Raw genomic sequence first — 19,475 nt, 5'->3', positions numbered from 1 at the left:
CGCTGTTATTATTTGATTTCTCTATTAAAACCGCCCTCTGCGGTTGAAATCAAATAATAAAGGCGAACGCTCCGCTTCTACAGCTCCAAACTTTCTCTCCGTTCCGTACCTTCACTAGTAAACAGTTTAGATCTAAAAAATTACGCTCCAAAGTCAGCGAACCTTTGAAACGTAAATAGTAGAGGCCGGCGATTTACACATCACAGACTCGCCTCGACTTCCAAGCACGCACGACGCTTCGCGCGTACTTAAACCTCCTATAGCAGCACGGCGCATTGCGCTCACTGCAAATATATAGGCAACACGACACTTCGTGCGTGCTTAAACATACAAGCAATACGGCGCTTCGCGCGTACCCAACATTAAAACCTACTAAACCTAAACCTAAAATAACTAGCTCACCGTACGCGGACGCTCCATTCGCCCGACACCAGGCATATGCAGGCTGGACCACTCTGGGTGGAAATGATCTACACGACTTACGACAATGGTCATGTCATCATGGATCTCATTGCCCTGATAACGGATTACCTTATCTAACAGATTATCCGCCAAATCTTGAGGATCATCCCCCTCAAGCTCTTGGATCAACCGTTTCATCCATATCTCCTTATTAACGGCATATCCAGGCGCATCATAAATACCATCCGTCATCATAATCAAAATATCACCCGCCCGAAGCTGCATGCTGATCAGATCCACATCGATATCTTTAATGATTCCTATAGGCAGATTGCTAGAGGTTATTGGAATAACCTCACTACCCCTGCGGATAAAGCTCGGTGCGGAAGCAATCTTCATAAAAGTTGTCTGCGCGGAATACTGATCGATTAAAGCCATGTCAACGGTAGCATAGAACTCGTCAGGAGAACGTAATAAGAGAATAGAGTTTACCGACTTTACAGCCAGCTTCTCATCCATACCGGATTGCAGTAGCTTTTCTAACATGCCGAGGGCGGCACTACTCTCCATTCTCGCCCGCTCACCATTTCCCATTCCATCACTAATGGATACTGCAAAGGTGCCGTTTCCAAGCTCTACGGTACTGAAGCTATCGCCAGATAGCATATCTCCGCCTTTAGAAACAACGGCCACCCCTGTGTTTATCTCAAAGGCTTTGGCTGAACCGAAGGTAACCATCGACAATCCTTCCCGGGGATGGACTGCCGTCTCGCTCATGACAGCAATATTCTCATCTAGTATGTCAGAAAGGAGCGGAGCGATCATTTTACGGCATTCATCAAAACCACGAGTATAGGCATGTACCACCTCTATTTCTACACGCCCAGGATCTAAACTTAGGATTTCGATGCTATGAATAGACAACCCTAACTTCTCCAATGTCTCACGGATTTGAGCTTCCTGACGATACATAGCCTGTCCCTCGCGTTTTATTTCACGCGCTAGGTCCTCCATAACCTGTGACACGCCCGATAACTGCTCGGCAACAAATTGACGACTATCGTATATTTGTCTTTTCCATCGCATATCATGTTGGTAAAGATCATATTGTCCTTTCATGACTTCAAGCACTTCGCCAGTTTTACCGCAAATCCGGCTCCATTCCGGAGGCAGCTGAGCTGCCGTAATATCAGGGCATTCCTCAACAGTAGTCATCATATCTGTCATGTATCTATACGTCTGATAGAATTTTGCATCCCAGCAGTGGGAACGCCGAATGCATCCTGCACAGGCGCCCTCTGTCACCGTACTCATGAAATCCTCCATCTCACGGTCTGACTTCCCTACTTCTCCGGCACGTGGAATCTGCCCAAAGCTGCTCGACAGCTGCTGGAATACCTGTGAGAATTGCGTCACCCGTTCTGCTGTTAAATCTCTGACCCTTCGCGCATATTCGTGTTGAGTTCGGCTATGATCTGACGTGCCCGGAACATATTTAGCAATGGCAGATATCATCGCCTTAGGCGTTATAAGAAATAGCACTACAGCTACGCAGGTTTCCCATGTCGAGGCCATCATATCACCCGGACCCGTAAAATAGACGGAAAGGATCGTGGATCCTAGCAACATCCCGATGGATACTGCACCTTTTCTACCCCCCTGCATCATTCCCGCTAGCATTCCAGAAAAAGCAAGCAGGCTCATCTGATAAATAGCACTGATATCCGCCAAACTGAGAATCAACCCAGTCACAACCCCGACAGCCGCACCAAGTGGAGCCCCCCCTGCCATAGCGAACAGTAGAATCAAATATCGTGACAATATATGTTCTAAAGACAAACCATTAAGGGTCCAACCCACAAGACCAGTCATTACAGAGGCAAGCAAGATAATAAGGCATAGAACCTCTTCGTTCCTGAGCGCTCTACTCTTTTGCTTATAGGTTAGTAGAGGAAGCGCTTGAATGAAGACCAGTGTAAGTACAAAGCCTAATAAAGCATCTAGTGTTATCATCATAAGCGGATACCAGGAAAGAGACGGTCCAATAACGATCTGGAACAGACCAACCATAAACGAAGACACGAACACCATCAGTGGTGCATAGGACAAATCTATTCGTTCATAACTTTCCAGCCCTTTGTAGACTAGATAGAAAATAATCAGTTCAGCAGTAGTAACTAAAGCTCCGGGGAATGGAGTGAAGAGACTTCCAGCTATAATCGCTGCAGCCACAGGTAAAATGGAGTCACGACGCATAAACACAATGACGGCGAAATATGCGACAGCAAAAGGGGATAGCTCGTCCAAGATCATGGCTCTACCCAGCAAAAATCCCATGAAACTGAGCAAAACCATCCATTTCTTCGCGGCTATAAGCTGCATATACCGCTGTTTCTGAACCCAAGCTGTAATGCGCGTACGTAAGGCTTGTCTTTGTTTCTTATCTTCACTTCCCACTCTTGTCCACTCTGGCAAATTTACCACATTGCTTTTACTCATTCCCCTACACCACCCGTTTAAGAATTTATGCTACTCATTATATAACCGGAGATTTGAGAAAGTTTGTCAAAAATGGAGGGACACACATAAGAAATTTCCGACAAAAAAGCCTTCATTCATGATCTGTAAAAAAGTGGTTCTATCCCTTGCGGGACGGTAGGTTGATTGGTTTCAAGATTGTTTGCAACGTAATTTCACGCGCTAACGCGGCGGTCATTCGTCAGCGATTGCCCTAGAGTTATGTGAGAATGACATGGATGCTGTCGGCAATTTTATATGACATGACAAAAAAACCGCAAGGGCGAAATGCCCCTGCGGTTATTTATGATGTACAGGTATTGGATTATACGCGTTTAGCTCCACGGCCTCCGCGCTTTCCTTCTGTGTTCTTCTTAATCGAAGATATCCGTTCTTCGCTGTCTTTCAGGAATCGCGACATTTTATCCTCGAATGAAGGTTTACCGGCTGCAGGCTTAAATGGACGCCCACCCCGTTCACGATTGAATCCACCGCCGCCTCCACCACTGCCACTGCCGCCTCCACCGCCGAAACGGTCTCCGCCGCTAGGACGTTCTGGTCTTGGAGCTCTAGGCGGACGTACTTCCGATGCTGGCTTGTCAACAGCCTGCTTAATGGAAAGTCCGATCTTGCCGTCCTTATCGACGTTGATCACCTTGACTGTTACTACATCACTAATCTTCAGATGATCGTTAACATCCTTGACATAATTATCGGCGATTTCCGAGATGTGAACGAGACCTGTGACACCTCCTGACAGATCCACAAATGCTCCGAAATGCGTGATGCCTGTCACTTTGCCTTCTAACTTGGTGCCCACTTCAATTGCCATAGAATAAAATGATCCTCCCTTAAAAATATACAGACGAATATTAAGGTCATCCTGTCTGCGGTGATTTGATTATACAGTAAAGAGCAAAGCAAGGCAACAGAGTAAAAGCCTCTTTTAGCCGCTATTATTGCTCTGATTGCTCTGTTCGAATAGGAGTTTCCCCTTGAGGATAGATATTGTACCATTTACGTGCTAATTGGCCAATATACTCGTCATCATTAAGTCTGGATAATTCATATTTTAATTGAGATAAAGATGCCATGACATCCTCACTAGTCTCCTGTTTCTTTGCAAGCTCCTTGCCCTTGTCCGCAATGACCGCGCTTTGATCGAAGTAAGTATAACCCGCCCAACCAAAAAATATTGCCACAAAGACAATCCACATAAATCTTCTTCTCTTCGCGCCTGCGGCCGAATTTTTGCTATGATTACTCTTCTCTTCCGCAGTAAATCTGTTCATGTAACGTACCCCCTAATTCAAGGTCAGCGTTTCCGCCATTTGGTAATCCATCCAGTGAGCTTCACAATCCAGGCGCTATGTGTCAGCCGAGATAACTGTGGAGAGATCCACCTAACAGGTAATACCCAAATTGGTTTGGTCAGACGCAGCAGAAGCTTAAAGATGAACCGTAGAATACGACCTAGTAGCTTTAGCAGTCCTAAAACAAATCGCCAAAGCCAGCGAAGAGGTGTGCCTATCAGGATCTCCACAAGTCTCCAAAGCAGCCTGCACATATACTGAACCGATTGAATTAACCTTAACACAAAACGCCGCACCGTAACACTGAAGATTAAAAAATAGATCCATACTCCTAGAAACAAACCTAGAAAGACATAAAACCGCAATTGTCCTTGATTTCCGGCATAAAGCATACGAAAAACGAGCAAGGCAGCCCAAAGCCAATACAGTAGATCTAGCATGGCATTCAGCCATTTGGGAAAATTGAACTTCAGCGACAGCACCCGGTAGCTGTCATAGGCCAGTCCCATTGCCAACCCGGCCATGATCATGTAGAACAGCGTCACCCACTGGACTGCAGGATTCATTTAAATAGCTTACCGAGCAGACCTTTGTTTTTGCCCTGCGATCCGGGATCGAGATAAATCAGGGAATGTACATTGCCCTCTAAGGACAACATTCCGTTCTCCAGACTTAAATTTTTGATATGTAAATGATTCCCGCGAATGGTGAGATGGCCGAGTTCTGTACGAAGCAAAAATTCCTCGCTGTCGAAGCTCTCCACATTTTGCACGCCCGTCAACTCTAACTGCTTCCGACTGCGCATGTGCAGATCATGCTGTTTGTTTACCTTTCCTGGCTCGATCATAGCATGTACCCCTCCTTCTTACCTCTAATCTATGGCAGAAGTAGAAGTTATAGAACATCCCGTCCCTCTAAAATAAGAGAGAAAAAAAGAAGGCAGAACTCTACAAAATGTAAAGTTATGCCTTCTTCTATTACTCTTACCAGTCCAGTCCGCTGCTTTTGGCAACAGGCTCTTCCCGAACTAGAGTATACATACCAGCGGCCTCGTCCTTGCGAGTCGTTTCGACCAGCTTTTCTACTTTGACCGTTACAAGCTTTTGTCCAAATTGTACAGTAATCTCGTCACCGATCTTAACTGCACTACTAGGTTTAGATTCCCGCCCGTTAATCAGTACCCGGCCTTGTTCGGACACATCCTTGGCCACTGTACGGCGCTTAATTAAACGGGACACTTTCAGGAATTTGTCAAGACGCATTAGTTAACGGCTTCTTTAAGCTTGTTACCAGCTTTGAAAGCCGGTACAGTCGATTCTGGAATTTCAATCGTTGTGCCCGTTTGCGGGTTGCGACCAGTACGTCCTGCACGTTTGCGAGTTTCAAAAGTTCCGAAACCGATCAGTTGGACTTTATCACCTTTTGCCAAAGCTTCTGTAATCTCACCCAAGAATCCGTTCAATACTGCTTCTACATCTTTTTTTGCCAATCCGTTTTTCTCGGAAATGTTGTTTACCAAATCTGTCTTGTTCATAATTTAAAGTTCCTCCTAGGATACGAAAAAATAAATGAAACGAGAATCACCGCCATAATATGGGGCGAATCGCATTTCGTCTTTATGTTATTCTTGATGTCACCTTAAAATCCTGCCACGATTCGTCGTTTTTTTAAAAAAGAAGCAGTTATTTCTCAGAAATCGTCGCAGAATCTATTCTATAGCACTATTAAACTACTGGCCACATTCTAAATCAGAAAATAAAAGCTACATCCACAGCATTGCCTCATTGTGGAGTCCATATACCGCAAAGGGGTTGTGAAATACTAGACTTTACGCTCCTCAGCCTTAGCCTCTTGCCACAGTTCTTCCATCTCTTCCAAACTACTATCCTTTACGCTCGTTCCCTTGCGCTGCAAGCTTTGCTCAATATATTGAAACCGGCGCACAAATTTGCGGTTAGTCCGGGTTAATGCCTCTTCCGGATCTGCACCGATAAAACGAGCGACATTCGTAACTGCAAACAACAAATCCCCAAGTTCCAGAATTTGCTCATCTGTCGCCGCATCTGTGTCAATCGCCTCCTGCAGCTCATCGATCTCCTCACGAATCTTGGCTATGCAATCCGTAGCATTGTCCCAGTCAAAGCCCACCTTGGATGCTTTTTTCTGAAGCTTATATGCCTTCATAAGGGCAGGCAGGTCACGCGGAACACCACTAAGAACGGATAATTCCTCTGGCTTCACACCTTTACGCCGCTTCTCTTCTGCCTTCATGCCTTCCCAGTTCTTCAGCGCTTCTTCGGCATCATTCGCATTGGTGTCCCCAAATACGTGGGGGTGACGGAAGATAAGCTTATCATTCAGCCCTTCAATGACGTCATACACGTTAAATGTGCCTAGCTCCTCCTCCATTTGAGAGTGAAGCATAATTTGCAGCAAAAGGTCGCCCAGCTCCTCTTTCATATGATCGGGGTCATCCTCATCTATCGTTTCAAGGACTTCATAGGTTTCTTCGATTAAATTTTTGCGCAGGGATTCATGTGTCTGCTCCCGGTCCCATGGACAACCTTCCGGGCTTCGAAGAATATCAACAATTTCATGCAGACGGGCAAAGGTACGATTTCTTAGCTTCTCATCACGATTCGCAGGTACATAAACTAATGACAGGTTACCATAACCGTCGAGTCGATCCAGTTCGTACAGTGGCACTCTTACAATACTTTCTTCGTTCTCGACACCGAGTGCATGCCCCACAACAACTTCATATTCAGGCGGGTACAGCTCCATCAGACATAATTTTGTTTCCGAGGCTGTAAAGCTATCGTACACCTGACCAATCAGGGTGTGAAGTTCAGGCTGAAGCTGAGCACTGCGAATGCCTGAAGCATCTAGTAACTGAAACCCTTCAATGGGGTCAAACCCCAGTCGAACAAACGCCTCGTCCAGAAAGCTCTCTCCACCCAATATTTGCAGTTCAATGCCTTCCTCAGGACACCGCTCGCGCAGCTGGGAAACCGCTGATTCCGCAACCATAGGATGACCCGGAACCGCGTAAACAATATCTGTACCGTCTGCTGCTGCCTGAGCCTCTTCAATCAGTTTTGAAGTAATCGCTGCATACACCTCTGGAAACGAGGATAATGATTCATACAATCCATCAAAGGACTGTGAAGTTATTTCAAGCTCGGAGAGGGCAGCCATGACTGGATGCTCTTTTGTGCGGACATAGACAACGGATGCTGCCTTCAGCTTCTTTATAATTCCTAGCGTCAATCGATCAGGGTTACCTGAACCCAGACCGACGACCGTTAATGTTGCACTCATGTCTGTTCCTCCTCTTAAGCGGCTGTCTCAGCAGACCGCATTTTTATATTGTGATGTAGAAGTTGATTAAGGGAATAAGCGCAGCTTCTTCAGCTTGTCCGCCAGGGACGGGCCGAAGCCCGGAAGCTGGCGCAGCTCGCTCTCGCTAAGGAGCCGCAGGACTATAGCCCCTACGGCAAAAACAGCGCAGCCTGCGAGCACTCCGAGCAGGCTCTGCGCCAAGCTGGCAGTGCGCCCGCCGCCGATGCCAGCGGCCGTAGCCACAGCGCCCACGCCCCAGCTGGCGGCTGCGGCGGCAAGAGCCAGGCCCGCTGTGAGCAGCGCGGGCCGTGCCAGGGCATCTGCGAGGCGAAGCCGCAGATGGCCCTGGCGGTACAGCAGCAGCACGTTAAGCGCTGCTGCGAACGAATGCGCGGCCACGCCAGCGATGGCTGCGCCGGTAATGCCCTGCTGCGGAACCAGCAGCAGGTTCAGGGCCGCCTTGAGCAGCGCGGCGGCCAAAAGGTGCAGGGCCGGGGCGCGCACGTAGCCGAGGCCCTGCAAAAGCGCAGCCGAGATGATGCTGACCGTACCGCCAACAGCGGTTAAGGCCAGCCAAGTCATAGTGCTGCTGCCGGCCGTATCGCCGTAAAGAGCCATATTAATCGGCTCAGCAAGCACTGCTAGGCCCGCCGAGGCCGCTAGCCCTAGCAGCCAGAACCAACGCAGCGATAAGCTGCAATGGTTCTCAATCAGCTTCGTATCTCCCTTGTACTTCGCCTCTGCCAAGGCTGGAATGAACACGACGGACAATGAAGTGGCAATCATCGTTACAATTTGCACTAGCGGTAAACCACGATTGTACACTCCAAACTGTATCATCGCCTCCACTTCGCTTCCTACAGAGGATAGCAAACGAGGTACTGTGAATACATCTACAATCCCGATAAGGGGCATTGCCAACGCGCCAAGCATCACAGGAATGCCATAAGCCAGCAAGGCACCTGCTTTAACGCCCATAAACCGTTGATTGGCTCGCCCCTTAATTTCCGTGTTAGGCGGCTTTAAATCCTGGCTTTCGACAGAAGCGGCAGCATCTACAGAGGCACCCTGTCTTAACCTCCGCCGATGACGTCGCAGGAACAGCAGCATAACCACAAGACCTGCTGCCCCTCCCCCGGCTGATCCGAGCAATGCGCCAGCAGCGATGCTCTCAGCGCCTGCACCCAGTGAGGTCAGGTATAAGAGCAGTACAATCATTACCGTAACACGTACGGACTGCTCTACAATTTGTGACACAGCCGTCGGAACCATATTGTGAAGACCCTGAAAATAACCGCGAAGAGCTGACATGATTGGAACAACCGCAAGTCCCCAAGCACTTGTCCGCAAAGCGGGCATCACATGCGAGTTACCGACCCACCCAGCTATAATGGGCGCACCTGCATAGGTGATTACTCCGATAACCAAACCGCTTATGGCTGTTATAATTGCAGTTAACCGCAGAATCCTTCGACCCTCGTCATCCTGCTTTCCTGCAGAGGCTTCAGCGACAAATTTGGATATGGCCGCTGGCAGACCTAGCATTGCTACCGTCAACAACATCGTGTATAAAGGATAAACTGTGTTGTATATACCAAATACTGCATCTCCGCCTAGATTTTGCAGCGGGATTTTTTGGAGTGTACCTATAAGCTTTGAAATAATTGCCGCGGCACTTAGAATAAATGCCCCTTGCAAGAGCCGTGATGTTTGTGTGTTAGATTTCATAAAATACCTGCTTCTACAACTTTAATGGGATGAATTTCTATATTATAACGTATGTATACCCACAAGTAGAAACGGTTTTGTAAGAACGACAAAACCCCGTTTACCCTTTGTATATCTTACCAAAAGGAAAGCGGGGTCTACATTACGGTTATTGCTCCATTTGCTTGCCAAGGAATGCGGCGGCGGTTTCGGACATTTTCACTTCCATTGACGACATTTTCACTGAATCATCCTTACTTACCATCACTACACAACCAATAGGATCTCCACCGGAAATGATCGGTGAGGCTACATATGAGGACACCAAATCCGGATGATCTTTAGCGATTTCATAACTGCCTTCGTTGGTTTCCAGTACAGTCTTACGACTATCCATGACCTTCTCCAAAAGAATTCCTACTTGTTTTTCCAAATAGTCCTTCTTGGAGCCTCCAGCCAGTGCAATAAAGGTATCACGATCAGCAATCATCGTAATATGTCCAGTACCTTCGAACAAGGACTCCGCGTACTCTTTTGCAAAGTCACCAAGCTCGCCAATCGGGGAATATTTCTTGAGTATGACTTCACCGTCCCGATCGACGAAAATTTCCAGTGGGTCGCCTTCTCTAATCCGTAGAGTACGTCTAATTTCTTTGGGAATAACCACTCGTCCGAGATCATCAATACGCCGAACAATTCCAGTAGCTTTCATTTCACATGTGCCCCGCTTTCTTAAGAAGTATGGTCTTACTACTGTCCATTATGGGAAAGGATAATCCCAGTGATTTATCGTAATATCTGACCATAGTATTCATCTCTTCCCAGATCCTTATACATAAGCTGACATGTATTAATATCTGCATCAAGATAAAGGCCGTTCTGAAGATGTTTCTTCGAACAAGCATAAGCGCCTTCGGCGTCCTCAATAAGGGCGGTATGCGCTTAAGCGAGAAATATAAGGAAAAAGTATAGCGTGAAACTTATACTCCTTATATTTATAAAAAGCCATCTTCACATTAAGTGAGGATGGCTTTTCTAAGGTAAGCTTGTCCATTTTTACCGATGTTTATTCAGCAGCTTTTGTAGCACTTGGGGATGCGCTTGGCGCTGTAGTGGCTTCTGTTCCGCTATTTTTTGTTCCGGATTCATCTGCAGCAGCAGAGCTCTTCGGCAGATTGATGTTCTCAATAATGCCTTCCAGATCTTTCTCCATGAACGCTTCCAGGTTCTTGGACACAATGGAGCTCTTAATGTCTTCTTTTTGTTCATCCGTTAACTGGTCAAAGGTTTTGTCCGTGCGGGACTCCACCTTGATAATGTGGTAACCATAAGAAGTCTCTATAGGATCACTAATGGTATTCAAAGGCAGGGTTTGAGCAGCCTTCTTAAACTCATCTACATATGTTCCTACAGCTTTATCTTTATATTCTCCGCCCGTTTCCTTAGAGGCTGTATCATCAGAGTATTCCTTAGCGATGGCTGCAAAATCAGCTCCGCCGTCCAGCTTTGCCTTAACTTCCTTCGCGATTTTCAGTGCTTCTTCGCTAGTGCGCTCCTTGCTGTTAGCATCTGTCAGACCGATTAGCACATGACGCAAAGTCGCTACGGTAAAGTCACCTTTTGTAGCTTCAAATTCCTTGATAACCTGATCGTCTGTCACTTTAAGCAGCATATCCTGATAAACCGTCAGCACACGCTCCATATAACTATGGATATCGCCTTCTGTAACGTCAGCGTCTTTAAGTGTTTTCTTATAATTGTCGCCCAGGGCTTTCTTCAAGTCAGCAATTTGGCTATCTGCCTCTTTCTTCGCCTGCTTCTTCGCTTCATCCGTTGCTTTAGAAGCCAAATATTCAAAGCCCACTTCCTGCTTCAAAATAGACTCCTTAAACGCCTCAATCTCTAAATATTGCGCTTGCTGTGGGGAGAGGAATTTCATGATTTTTTGATCCATAGCAAATTCCTTCTCTGTGATTGTTCCACCTTTATAAGTCGCAACTGCCTTGCTATCATCAGCACTACTACCGCATGCTGCTAGCATAGAAAAGGAAACCGCTGCTACCAATGAAACGAGCAGCACTTTCCATGATTTTTTTTTATTTAACGACATTGTGTAGTTCTCCCTTCGATTTAAAAGACTGTTTAGCTTCCTTAAGAAACTGTTCAAGCAAGTCAAGCAGCTGTTTATCACTTAAGTCTTTCGACTTCACTCGGATACTGGCTTTAGCATCTCTATCGAATTGTACACGTCTTTCGAAGCTATTTCCAACTTTGGCGAGTTTCGCCGTATCCAGAGCGCCAAGACTTCCCTCATAGAAATTCAGGGTAACCTCATCACCACGTCTGATCATGGAATCAATGCCATACATTTTTCCATACACTTTCAGACGAGCCACAGTTAATAGATTAACAACGGCTTCAGGCAGTTCTCCGAACCGATCCAAGAGCTCATCCTCAAGCTCAGAAGCATCATCAAAGGATGTTACTGCCGCAACTTTTTTGTAGATTTCAATTTTCTGAATACTGTCGTAAATATACTCGGATGGCAGATATGCGTCAATCGACAAATCAATGACGGTATTGCCCTCTTTGAGCGAGGTATCTTCCTCTCCAAGCACAGTAACCTTACGCTTGCGGATCTCCTCCGCCAGCATTTGTGAGTATAAATCAAATCCTACCGATGCAATAAAACCATGCTGTTCTGCACCAAGTAAGTTACCGGCACCACGAATAGATAAATCCCGCATCGCTATTTTGAAACCCGAACCGAGTTCCGTAAATTCCTTAATAGACTGCAGCCGCTTCTCTGCCACTTCAGTCAGAACCTTGTCCCGCTGATAGGTAAAATAGGCGTACGCAATCCGGTTGGACCGGCCTACACGTCCACGTAATTGATAGAGCTGAGACAAACCCATCTTATCCGCATCATGCACAATAAGTGTATTTACGTTAGGAATATCTACCCCCGTCTCAATAATGCTTGTGCTGACCAGTACATCGTATTCTCCATCAAGAAAATCAAGGATCGTCTTCTCCAGCTCCGCTTCCGACATTTGGCCATGTCCGATACCTACTCTAGCCTCAGGAACAAGCATGGAAATTTGAGCGGCCATTTCTTGAATGCCCTGCACACGATTATACAGATAGTAGACTTGCCCCCCACGGGCTAATTCGCGCTCTACAGCTTCCCGAGTAAGTGTCTGACTATGCTCGACAACATAAGTCTGCACGGGAAAACGATTCTCCGGTGGCGTCTCAATGACAGACAGATCACGCACTCCCAGCATCGACATATGCAGTGTACGAGGAATTGGCGTTGCTGTCAGGGTGAGAACATCTACATTCGTTTTTAGCTTTTTCAGCTTCTCTTTATGAGTCACGCCAAACCGTTGTTCCTCATCCACAATCAATAAACCGAGGTCCTTGAATACAAGGTCCTGAGACAACAAACGGTGGGTTCCAATGACCACGTCGACTGTTCCTGCCCGAACGCCTTTAATTGTCTCATTCTGCTCCTTACGGCTGCGGAAACGACTTAAGACTTGAATATTAAGCGGATAGTTAGCGAAGCGTTCCCGGAAGGTCTCATAATGCTGCTGAGCTAGAATCGTTGTTGGTACCAGCACAGCCACCTGTTTACCTTCAATCGCCGATTTAAAGGCTGCTCGTATAGCTACCTCTGTCTTCCCATAACCAACGTCTCCACAGAGGAGTCGGTCCATTGGGCGGTTCTGTTCCATATCCTTCTTAATCTCTTCTATCGCTCGAAGCTGATCACGAGTCTCCTCATAAGGGAACATTTCTTCAAATTCATGCTGTTCCTGAGTATCCTTCTCAAAACCATACCCTGCTGCACTTTGGCGTTCGGCATACAGCTTAATTAGATCATCAGCAATATCCTGAACGGAGGAACGGACCTTATTCGTCACCCGCGTCCATTCATTACCGCCTAATTTATATACTTTCGGCTCTTTATCTTCTGAACCGACATATTTCTGAATCAAGTCAATTTGCTCAATCGGAACCGAGAGCTTATCACCACCCGCATATAAAATATGCATGTAGTCGCGATGAATACCGCTGACCTCCAGCGTACCGATCCCCATATACTTACCGATACCATGGTTCTGGTGAACAACATAATCACCAATTTTCAGCTCCGTATAACTCTTGATCCGTTCAGCATTATCTATCCCTTTAGAGATCTTCCGTACCTTCCGCTGCTTCTGAGAGAACATCTCTCCTTCAGTGATAACGGCTAAATGAATAGAAGGCAGCTCAAAGCCTGAACCCAGGTTTCCTTGTACGATCGTTGGCTCATCAATACCATAGTCATAAAGGACTCTGCGTACACGCTCAATCCGTTCTTCACTGCTCGCAAGCATCATTACCTTTACACCGGACTTCTGCCAACGCTCCATTTCCGATTTGAGCACATTCATCTGACCATGGAAATCCTGCATCCCACGACTAATAAACCCAAGAATATTCTGTGGTTGAATGTGTGGGACCTGGCGCAAAAAGATCGACATAAACAGGCTTTGGAACGGACGTTTGTACATCACAACATCTGTCTCGACAGAGAGATCCAAATCCGGCAATGTTTTGCCGTTTTGCATCAGATGGAGGTTCCACTCCGATTCATCTCTTTCGAGCTGTTTTGCCGTTTCAAGCAGTCTTGTCGGCTCATCGAGAATAAGGATCGTATCCTGGGCCATGTAATCAAATAAATGAGAGCGTTCAGGGTATAAAAGACTGATATATTTATAGATTTCAGGAAAATAGGTTCCTTCGCGCAGCATTTCTAGCTCGCGTCCAATTTCTTCTTTTAGACGCAACTTAGCCTGCCGATCCGCCATTTTCTCAAGCTGTCGTTCCAGCATAACAGATGCTTCAGCAGAAGCGGATTCCTGGCGAAACCTGCTCGCAATGATCTCTTTAGCCGGTGTAATCTTCACACTTCGTACTTTATCAATAGAACGCTGATCCACTGGATCAAAAGTTCTGATGGAATCAACCTCATCATCAAACAACTCAACACGATATGCCAAAGGAGAAGTCATTGGATAAAAATCAATAATTCCACCTCTAACGCTCAGTTCACCGCGATTCTCAACCCGCTCTACTCTTTCATAACCCATTTCGATCATGGACATCAAGAATTCATCCAGAGCAAGCGTTCCATCCTGAGAAACCGTAACCTGGGCCTCTGCCATAACCTCTGGAGCAGGAAGCAATCTACGCACGCCCGAGTAGGGGACAACAACAATACCACGAAAGCCCTGTGCACATTTGGTTAGTACATCAATACGCTGAGCCAGGGTCTCTGGGCTTGAAACAGCTGCTTCCGCAGCCACAAGTTCATTAGCAGGATAGAGCAGAATTCGTTCCGGGGAAAGCGCTTCCTGTAAATCATCGGCCATCTTCTGAGCCGAAAACATATTATGAGTCACCACAAGCAAGGGACGAGCTGTCTCTTCATGCAGTGCCGCAAGCATGATCTGTCTAGCTGAACCTGTAAGCCCCGATATGAGCTGCTCTTTCATACCTGCAGCTACACCCTGGGTGATAGACTGGAAATCGGGATCCTTGGAAAAAGCTTCTATAATACCTTGTAACAACAGGCGCACCTCTCTTACTAAACAGGCTAACGGAAGTCAAAGCCACCGTCACCTATTATGATTGGAATCGAAAAGAAGCCTCAGCTGTAACGCCAAGGCTTGCGGATGACGATAGAGACAGGCGCTATCACCTACTGAAGCGGACTCGTCAGCAGGCTAAGCTCCGGATTATGCTCTAAAGCCTCCTTGCAATAGTCGCAAGTCACCTTTATCGTGATCTCACCTTCTGAATTATACGCTATTATATCTCTGCGCTCCGCAGGGGTCAAGGAATGAAGTCCCAACTGCATTTCTGTAACATCACTTCTATTAATGCTGCCTAGAGATGTCTTGCAGTGCCTACATACATAGTTTATTGCCATCTATATGCCTCCTGAAGGTACTATATACCTTCAGTATGTCCGGGGAGCATCATCTTTAGCCTCATAACAACAGAGTTTACAGATCAACCATTGAATTTTGCCATCGTTTGTTCGAATGAATTCTTTAAGCTAAACTCCAGTGCATCACAAGTATTAAGGATCATCTGCTTCAGAGGATCCCCTTCTTTTTTAGGAAAAGAAGAGAGAACATAATCCACTATTGCAAAACCCGGTTCAGGACGAGAAATACCCATTCGTACCCGATTAAAGTTTTGTGTACCTACATGCTGAATGATCGATTTAATTCCGTTATGTCCACCAGCACTACCTTGATAACGCAAGCGAATTTTCCCAATTTCGGTATCCAGATCATCGTAGACGACGATCATATCTTCTAGTTTAACTTTGTAATAATCCATATAAGCTCGAACAGCCTCACCGGACAAATTCATAAAGGTCATCGGTTTAATCAATACGGTTTTGACTCCCCCGATAACGCCTTCACCGATCACAGATTTACATTTGCTTTGGTTGAAAGAAATCCCGTTCTGAGCCGCAAGCTCATCCAATGCCATAAAACCAACATTATGCCTGGTTTTCGCGTATTGTGTTCCCGGATTTCCCAATCCGACGATCCATTTCATTATCGAACCTTTCCTTTCCATGCGGGCTCTCCGGCAAGAGAAGTCCGTTTTTGGTACAATAGATCTTATCTGCATACTCTTAAGCAACCAGAGCGAAATTATACTCCGAAGACAGGTGATAACCTATGCAACATCAAGGTGGAATCTTAACACATCAGCGCGATTTTCAGTACCATATCCAATATGCTGTGCCTGTGGAAATATACAGAGGCGACGTGCACATTGACATTGGTGTATTGACAGCAGTGGACGAAGGATTCGTGGAGCTGCAAGGGACACTCTATAACCGCAGCATATTCACCTTCGTCTCCCGCGCCGGGTATTGAAGCCAGCGCTTCTACCTGCATCACGCCGATAAGGGTTACATCTCCGAGAACGGAGGTGTAACCCTTTTTTACAAATATAAGAAAGTATAAGCTTCACATTATACTTTCTTATATTTCTCGCATAAACGCTTACCGACCTTATAAGGACGGTAGAGCATTTATGCTTGTATGCATTGATTATATTTATTCAATTTCAAACAATTTACTAATCGACAACTCTTCATGAACGCGGATAATTGCCTCACCCATAAGTGGAGCCACGGACAACACTTTGAGTTTAGAAGTTGGGTTCGCGCTGCGAATTGGAATCGTATCTGTCACGATAATCTCTTTAATTGGAGAATTCTCCAGACGTTCATGTGCAGGACCAGACAATACCGGGTGTGTACAGCAAGCGTATACTTCTTTCACGCCGCCTTCCATCAAAGCATTAGCACCAAGTACAATAGTTCCGGCAGTATCGATAATATCATCGATCAGAATAGCTGTTTTACCTTCAATATTACCGATAATGTTCATGACTTCGCTGACATTCGGCTCTGGACGACGCTTGTCTATAATTGCAAGCGGAGCGTTCAGGAAGTCAGCAAGCTTTCTTGCACGTACTACACCACCGTGATCTGGCGATACGACAACTGGGTTCTCGATTTGTTTGGAACGGAAATACTGAGCCAGGATGGGAACACCCAGCAAGTGATCCACTGGAATATCAAAGAATCCCTGAATCTGCATAGCATGGAGGTCCATCGTAATTACACGGTGAGCGCCGGCTTTTTCAATCAAATTTGCTACCAGCTTGGCCGTAATAGGGTCACGGGAACGAGCTTTCCGATCTTGACGAGCGTAACCATAGTAAGGGATAACCACATTGATGCTTTTTGCGGAGGCGCGTTTGAGTGCATCCACCATAACTAAAAGCTCCATTAAGTTGTCATTAACTGGGCCGCAGGTGGATTGAACAATATACACATGACAACCCCGAACGCTCTCTGACAGCTTGACCTGGATTTCTCCATCGCTAAAACTTGTAGTATGCGATTCACCCATCGGAATTCCGATGTAATCAGCGATTTGACTAGCAAGCTTTGGGTTGGAGTTACAGGTGAAAATCTTTAATTTGGAATCACAATAAGTCATAAAATTTAAACCCTCCGTGACGGAATTTAGCTTTCCAAAGGCGCCGGCGCGGAAATATAAGTCCGTCCGGCGCTTCTTAGCAACGCTTTACGATGGACTCGAGTGGTCTTTCTTCGATTTTGCACGGGAACGGATCTTCTCTGCATATCCCGGTTTATTCTCCTGCCGTACTCTGGCAACAGCCAGATCGTTCTCTGAAACGGAACGTGTAATTGTCGAACCAGCTACAACAAAAGCCCCCTTGCCCACAGAAACCGGTGCGATAAGGTTAACGTTACTGCCAATAAAGGCATCGTCTTCAATTGTGGTCGTAAATTTATTATACCCGTCGTAGTTAACAGTAATCGCACCGCAACCGACGTTTACATTCTTACCCACAGATGCGTCACCAATATAGCTAAGATGTGACACCTTAGAACCATCACCTATCGTAGCATTCTTGATCTCGACGAAATCCCCAACCTTCACTTCTTCTCCAAGTATAGAACCTGGACGCAAATAGGCAAAAGGCCCAACGGTAGTCCGTGCGCCAACTTGTGCTTGATTCAATACGGACTGCTTAATCGTTGCGTCATCCATGATCTGACAATCTTCGATTTCACTTGCCGGTCCGATCACACAGTTCTCACCGATTACAGTTTTACCCTTCAAGATGGTTCCTGGATAAATCGTTGTATCTGACCCAATGACTACATCTGCTCCGATATATGTCGAGGCAGGATCGATTATGGTTACGCCACCCAGCATATGTTTGCGGTTAATACGTTGACGCATAATACCTTCCGCATCAGATAAAGCTAGACGGTCATTAACACCAATAGACTCGTTAGCATCCTCAGTCTGGAATGCTAGAACAAGATCACCTTGCTCACGAAGAATACTGATAACATCTGTCAAATAATATTCCTGTTGATTATTGCTGTTAGTAACCTTCTCTAAAGCTGAAAATAACTTGATGTTATCAAAGCAATAAATTCCTGTGTTGATTTCATGAATAGCTGCCTGTTCGGCATTACAATCTTTCTGTTCGACGATCTTCATTAAGCCGCCATCTTCACTACGTATAATCCGTCCTAATCCAGATGGATCATCCATTACTGCAGTTAATACAGTCGCTGCTGCCTGACGCTCCTCATGCAGAGCCATCAATCCTATCAGCGTCTCCGATGTAATAAGCGGAGTGTCACCATAAGCAACAATCGTCGTTCCTTCTTCGCCACCGAGCAAATCCTTAGCTTGTTTGACAGCGTGACCCGTACCGAGCTGAGTTTCCTGCAGCACGTATTCCGCACTTTGCCCTACATAGGCCTTAACCTTCTCTGCGCCATGCCCAACAACAACAACGGTGCGCTGGCATCCGGTCGCTTCTACTGTATCAAGCACGTGCCCTACCATTGGCTTACCGCAAACGGGGTGCAGCACCTTATATAATTTAGATTTCATTCGCTTGCCTTGACCTGCGGCAAGAACTACAGCCATTCTTTTCAAGAATGCCAACCTCCTACTCTTGAACTCACTACTGAATATATCTCATTCCGGGCAAAAAGAAAAGAGAACCATGAAGTCATGGTTCTCTTTTCTATAAACCCCATGTTAGAAAAGCATTTATCGCTGCCTTTCGAAGATGTCGTCAAATCCTTCACTAGCGCTAGCTTTTCTTGCAAGATCAAGCTGCTTAAGTCATGAAGTATATTCGGTATGATCTTATCAAAAACGGCGGATCCTACGCCACCCAAAAGGTAGCCGTCTTCCGAGGTAGCCTAAGCTCCCTCTTCAATAACTTCTTCTTCTTCTTCAGTAGCGGCGCGATCGTACTCGGCCAGAACCGCGGATTGAATCTTCTCGCGTGTTCCCGAAGAGATCGGGTGAGCGATATCGCGGAATTCGCCATCCGGTGTACGCTTGCTGGGCATTGCAACAAACATCCCGTTATTACCATCGATGACGCGAATGTCATGAACAACAAACTCGTTATCGATTGTAATGGATGCGATTGCTTTCATTCTCCCCTCAGAGTTAACGCGGCGGAGTCTGACATCCGTAATTTGCATGTGTGTGTTCACCACCTTTTTCCATCAGAGACTTGGTGTATAATTCCACACAG

General features: G+C 46.2%; 18 protein-coding genes. 1 reads left to right on the top strand and 17 read right to left on the bottom strand.

Going from position 1 to position 19,475, the window contains the following annotated elements:
• Positions 1-393 precede the first annotated feature (393 nt).
• From spoIIE to pth, 14 genes are all read right to left on the bottom strand, one after another.
• Positions 394-2,901, bottom strand: a complete 2,508-nt coding sequence (gene spoIIE, locus ACN6KS_RS00315; RefSeq protein WP_094871997.1) for a stage II sporulation protein E — start codon at positions 2,899-2,901, stop codon at positions 394-396.
• A 343-nt stretch (positions 2,902-3,244) separates the two neighbouring features.
• A complete protein-coding gene (locus ACN6KS_RS00310; RefSeq protein WP_440961103.1) occupies positions 3,245-3,751 on the bottom strand; it encodes a S1 domain-containing RNA-binding protein in 507 nt (168 codons plus the stop codon).
• A 124-nt stretch (positions 3,752-3,875) separates the two neighbouring features.
• On the bottom strand, positions 3,876-4,211 hold the full coding sequence (locus ACN6KS_RS00305) for an FtsB family cell division protein (RefSeq protein ID WP_440961102.1): 336 nt from the start codon (positions 4,209-4,211) through the stop codon (positions 3,876-3,878).
• A 23-nt stretch (positions 4,212-4,234) separates the two neighbouring features.
• A complete protein-coding gene (gene yabQ / locus ACN6KS_RS00300) occupies positions 4,235-4,798 on the bottom strand; it encodes a spore cortex biosynthesis protein YabQ (protein WP_440961101.1) in 564 nt (187 codons plus the stop codon).
• Entirely contained in the window at positions 4,795-5,079 is a 285-nt protein-coding gene (gene yabP, locus ACN6KS_RS00295) for a sporulation protein YabP (protein WP_042123140.1), read from the bottom strand. Before yabP ends, yabQ begins: the two co-directional genes overlap by 4 nt.
• 136 nt (positions 5,080-5,215) lie before the next feature.
• Positions 5,216-5,494, bottom strand: coding sequence for an RNA-binding S4 domain-containing protein (locus ACN6KS_RS00290; protein WP_042183857.1), 279 nt, complete (start codon positions 5,492-5,494; stop codon positions 5,216-5,218).
• Positions 5,494-5,766, bottom strand: a complete 273-nt coding sequence (locus tag ACN6KS_RS00285) for an HU family DNA-binding protein (RefSeq protein ID WP_036678778.1) — start codon at positions 5,764-5,766, stop codon at positions 5,494-5,496. The genes ACN6KS_RS00290 and ACN6KS_RS00285 overlap by 1 nt, the downstream gene beginning before the upstream one ends.
• A gap of 287 nt (positions 5,767-6,053) precedes the next feature.
• A complete protein-coding gene (mazG, locus tag ACN6KS_RS00280; protein ID WP_440961100.1) occupies positions 6,054-7,553 on the bottom strand; it encodes a nucleoside triphosphate pyrophosphohydrolase in 1,500 nt (499 codons plus the stop codon).
• Positions 7,554-7,619: 66 nt separating this feature from the next.
• Positions 7,620-9,302, bottom strand: coding sequence for a putative polysaccharide biosynthesis protein (locus tag ACN6KS_RS00275; protein WP_440961099.1), 1,683 nt, complete (start codon positions 9,300-9,302; stop codon positions 7,620-7,622).
• A 148-nt stretch (positions 9,303-9,450) separates the two neighbouring features.
• Complete coding sequence (spoVT, locus tag ACN6KS_RS00270; protein WP_094872006.1) at positions 9,451-9,993, bottom strand: stage V sporulation protein T; 543 nt, start codon at positions 9,991-9,993, stop codon at positions 9,451-9,453.
• 354 nt (positions 9,994-10,347) lie between these two features.
• Positions 10,348-11,391: a foldase protein PrsA gene (locus ACN6KS_RS00265; RefSeq protein ID WP_440961098.1), complete on the bottom strand. Its 1,044-nt coding sequence runs from the start codon at positions 11,389-11,391 to the stop codon at positions 10,348-10,350.
• Positions 11,378-14,902, bottom strand: a complete 3,525-nt coding sequence (mfd, locus tag ACN6KS_RS00260) for a transcription-repair coupling factor (RefSeq protein WP_440961097.1) — start codon at positions 14,900-14,902, stop codon at positions 11,378-11,380. The genes ACN6KS_RS00265 and mfd overlap by 14 nt, the downstream gene beginning before the upstream one ends.
• Before the next feature lie 131 nt (positions 14,903-15,033).
• Complete coding sequence (locus tag ACN6KS_RS00255; RefSeq protein ID WP_094872013.1) at positions 15,034-15,264, bottom strand: anti-sigma-F factor Fin family protein; 231 nt, start codon at positions 15,262-15,264, stop codon at positions 15,034-15,036.
• A gap of 83 nt (positions 15,265-15,347) precedes the next feature.
• Positions 15,348-15,908, bottom strand: coding sequence for an aminoacyl-tRNA hydrolase (pth, locus tag ACN6KS_RS00250; protein ID WP_440961096.1), 561 nt, complete (start codon positions 15,906-15,908; stop codon positions 15,348-15,350).
• Positions 15,909-16,033: 125 nt separating this feature from the next.
• Between pth and ACN6KS_RS00245 the strand changes: the two genes are divergently transcribed.
• Positions 16,034-16,234 carry a hypothetical protein gene (locus ACN6KS_RS00245; protein WP_094872014.1) on the top strand — a complete coding sequence of 67 codons (201 nt, stop codon included), beginning with the start codon at positions 16,034-16,036 and terminating at the stop codon, positions 16,232-16,234.
• A 183-nt stretch (positions 16,235-16,417) separates the two neighbouring features.
• On the opposite strand, the gene ACN6KS_RS00240 is transcribed toward ACN6KS_RS00245, so the two are convergent.
• From ACN6KS_RS00240 to spoVG, 3 genes are all read right to left on the bottom strand, one after another.
• Positions 16,418-17,371, bottom strand: a complete 954-nt coding sequence (locus tag ACN6KS_RS00240) for a ribose-phosphate diphosphokinase (protein ID WP_036678796.1) — start codon at positions 17,369-17,371, stop codon at positions 16,418-16,420.
• 87 nt (positions 17,372-17,458) lie between these two features.
• Positions 17,459-18,859 (bottom strand): bifunctional UDP-N-acetylglucosamine diphosphorylase/glucosamine-1-phosphate N-acetyltransferase GlmU, encoded by a 1,401-nt coding sequence (gene glmU / locus ACN6KS_RS00235; protein WP_440961095.1) that lies wholly within the window; start codon positions 18,857-18,859, stop codon positions 17,459-17,461.
• Positions 18,860-19,131: 272 nt separating this feature from the next.
• Positions 19,132-19,422, bottom strand: coding sequence for a septation regulator SpoVG (spoVG, locus tag ACN6KS_RS00230; RefSeq protein WP_042123119.1), 291 nt, complete (start codon positions 19,420-19,422; stop codon positions 19,132-19,134).
• Positions 19,423-19,475: the final 53 nt, after the last annotated feature.

Origin of the sequence: Paenibacillus nitricinens, assembly GCF_052056485.1 — a bacterium.
Classification (GTDB): Bacteria; Bacillota; Bacilli; order Paenibacillales; family Paenibacillaceae; genus Paenibacillus_AQ; species Paenibacillus_AQ nitricinens.
Note: the sequence above shows the minus strand (reverse complement) of the source record. Positions and strands in the feature narration are given on the sequence as shown.

Excerpts from the sequence above, each read along its gene's own strand:
- mazG (WP_440961100.1), bottom strand. The coding sequence starts at position 7,553 with ATGAGTGCAACATTAACGGTCGTCGGTCTGGGTTCAGGTAACCCTGAT.
- ACN6KS_RS00275 (WP_440961099.1), bottom strand. The coding sequence starts at position 9,302 with ATGAAATCTAACACACAAACATCACGGCTCTTGCAAGGGGCATTTATT.
- spoVG (WP_042123119.1), bottom strand. The coding sequence starts at position 19,422 with ATGCAAATTACGGATGTCAGACTCCGCCGCGTTAACTCTGAGGGGAGA.
- spoVT (WP_094872006.1), bottom strand. The coding sequence starts at position 9,993 with ATGAAAGCTACTGGAATTGTTCGGCGTATTGATGATCTCGGACGAGTG.
- ACN6KS_RS00290 (WP_042183857.1), bottom strand. The coding sequence starts at position 5,494 with ATGCGTCTTGACAAATTCCTGAAAGTGTCCCGTTTAATTAAGCGCCGT.
- yabP (WP_042123140.1), bottom strand. The coding sequence starts at position 5,079 with ATGATCGAGCCAGGAAAGGTAAACAAACAGCATGATCTGCACATGCGC.
- spoIIE (WP_094871997.1), bottom strand. The coding sequence starts at position 2,901 with ATGAGTAAAAGCAATGTGGTAAATTTGCCAGAGTGGACAAGAGTGGGA.
- ACN6KS_RS00285 (WP_036678778.1), bottom strand. The coding sequence starts at position 5,766 with ATGAACAAGACAGATTTGGTAAACAACATTTCCGAGAAAAACGGATTG.
- yabQ (WP_440961101.1), bottom strand. The coding sequence starts at position 4,798 with ATGAATCCTGCAGTCCAGTGGGTGACGCTGTTCTACATGATCATGGCC.
- ACN6KS_RS00265 (WP_440961098.1), bottom strand. The coding sequence starts at position 11,391 with ATGTCGTTAAATAAAAAAAAATCATGGAAAGTGCTGCTCGTTTCATTG.
- ACN6KS_RS00240 (WP_036678796.1), bottom strand. The coding sequence starts at position 17,371 with ATGACTTATTGTGATTCCAAATTAAAGATTTTCACCTGTAACTCCAAC.
- pth (WP_440961096.1), bottom strand. The coding sequence starts at position 15,908 with ATGAAATGGATCGTCGGATTGGGAAATCCGGGAACACAATACGCGAAA.
- ACN6KS_RS00245 (WP_094872014.1), top strand. The coding sequence starts at position 16,034 with ATGCAACATCAAGGTGGAATCTTAACACATCAGCGCGATTTTCAGTAC.
- ACN6KS_RS00255 (WP_094872013.1), bottom strand. The coding sequence starts at position 15,264 with ATGGCAATAAACTATGTATGTAGGCACTGCAAGACATCTCTAGGCAGC.
- ACN6KS_RS00305 (WP_440961102.1), bottom strand. The coding sequence starts at position 4,211 with ATGAACAGATTTACTGCGGAAGAGAAGAGTAATCATAGCAAAAATTCG.
- ACN6KS_RS00310 (WP_440961103.1), bottom strand. The coding sequence starts at position 3,751 with ATGGCAATTGAAGTGGGCACCAAGTTAGAAGGCAAAGTGACAGGCATC.